The organism is Streptomyces sp. NPDC002835 (assembly GCF_053591995.1).
Genome location: NZ_JBSFUW010000117.1, coordinates 1 through 1999 on the forward strand (window position 1 = coordinate 1; position 1999 = coordinate 1999).

At 67.3% G+C, this 1999-nt stretch carries 2 pseudogenes; both read right to left on the minus strand.

The window, feature by feature from the left end:
• Positions 1-74: 74 nt before the first annotated feature.
• Positions 75-1121: pseudogene (locus ACWD01_RS37370) on the minus strand (IS110 family transposase); the annotation flags it as partial.
• A 689-nt stretch (positions 1122-1810) separates the two neighbouring features.
• Positions 1811-1903, minus strand: a pseudogene (locus tag ACWD01_RS37375) (IS5/IS1182 family transposase); the annotation flags it as partial.
• Between the last annotated feature and the right edge of the window lie 96 nt (positions 1904-1999).

Genomic DNA, 1999 nt, shown 5'->3' on the forward strand with positions numbered 1-1999 from the left:
TCGCTACGAGAAGCGCGCCTACATCTACCTCGGCACCGTCACCCTCGCGGCCCTCATCATCTGGCTCCGCACATGATCCGAGAAACAGTGCCTAGGTAGCCGGCGTGGTTGAGCCGGTCGTTCTTCACCCAGCGCCGGGTGATGCTCGACTTCTTCCCAGAGGCTCTGGTGATGGGCGAGGAGCCTGCGTATGCCTTCAGGCCGCGGGCGTCGGCAAAGCGATTGCGGTCGTCGCCGATCTCGGCAAGCACCCGGGCGCCGAGTTGGACCCCGAGGCCGGGGAAGCTGAGGATGATGTCAGCGTCCGGGTGCTGAGGGAAACTCGCTTCGACCGCCCCGGCGAGGTCGTCGGCAGCCGTGCAAGCCGCCTCCAGTTGCACCAGGAGGGCGAGCATCTGCTTGCCGAGGGCTTCTTCAACCGGTGGCGAGTGGTGGGCCCACTCGGCCCGGAAGATCCCACGGATACGGTCCGCCTCGGTGGCGATGCTCCGTTCACGGCCGGCGCGCTTCAGCGCGGCCTGCAGCTGCGTGCGCGTGAGCCGTGCAGCCTGCGTCGGCGTGGCGGCCACCCTCAGGATCTCCCGTGCTTCCCGTCGGCAGAGACCGTTCCTCCAAGGCTCGAAGGCGGCCAGCGCGGCAGGGTAGTACTCGCGCAGAAGGGAGCGGAGCTGGTTGGAGATCTGCTGACGGTTCCACGTCGCATCCTGCTGGGCGCGTGCGAGCACGGCGATCGCTCGGCTGAGTTCGCTGTCGTCAGGCAAGGGGCGGTGAGCGTGCATGTCCGTGCGCAGGATGTTGGCCAGCACGAGGGCATCGCCGGGGTCGGACTTCTTGCGCGACACGCTGTGCCTGTCGCGGTAGCGTGCAGCGGCCATCGGGTTGATCGCGAAGACTTTGCGCTTCCCGGTCCGCAACACCGCCACCAGCAGGCCGCGCGAGGTCTCGATGGCCACCGGGATAGGCGCCTGCTCGGTGTCGCCGTGCTCGGCCAGCAGATCAAGCAAGGTGCGGTAGCCGACGGCATCGTCGGTGATGCGCAGCTTCGCGAGTAACTGGCCGCTGTCGTCGACCAGGGCGACGTCGTGATGCCGCTCGGCCCAGTCGATTCCGCAGTAGATCAAGGTCTTCCTTCCCCATGACGTGGTTGTACTGGTCACGAGCACATGCGGGCCACGCAGCGACCTAATTCCAGGACTCCGCCGTACGGCCGGTCCGCCACCTCAGTAGCTGTTCGTGGCACCAGCTCGCCTCACGGGCCTCGGTCTTGGCAGGAGCTCAAGGGCTCTGGCTTCACAAGAGGTCACCGTGCGGCGGGCTCGCACCACCAACTCCAACGAGTGATCAAGTGACGGGTGTTGACGTCCGGAGGTGCTGGGCGGCGAGCGATCTTCCTATCAGCCCTCAGAGGGACGCGTGAACCAAAGTCGTCCGCCCCCGACGCCCGCGGCCGCCAACACCCACCAAGCCGTGGTGTGCTCCGAGGACACCGGGCGCCACCGGTCTCGTAAGAGGGCATGCGAGTGCCTGGTCGACGTGAGATGTCCACCCGGTGCCCACGCAGCGCACCACGGTTGATCGAATGGTGGTGGTCAGGGGAGGCGCCGACCGTCGCCAGTCTCGTAGGAGTGCTTGCCGCCCAGGTAGACGTTAGGCATCCGATCGGCGCCCGCCTGACCACCACCACATGAAGCGCACGACCGCCCGCCGCTCTCCGCTGAGGCCTACAGGCCACGCATGGGAAAAGGCGTGACAGTCCCGCTGTTCGAACGCACCAAGCCCGATCCTGCTGGCCCGGCCGTCCTTCCATGGGAATTAGGCTGCAGGCCAGTTCGAGCAGGCCCTGGTGGAGGTCGGCGCGTCGCTCGTAGCGGGTGCGGAGCCGTTTGAACTGGTGCAGCCAGGCAGTTGGGTCGGCCGCGCGGTGAGGTGCTCGCCGTGGGGCGAGTCCTGTTCCGCGCGGCCTCCCGCCGAACCGGACATGACGGTTTCCCGGTCATCC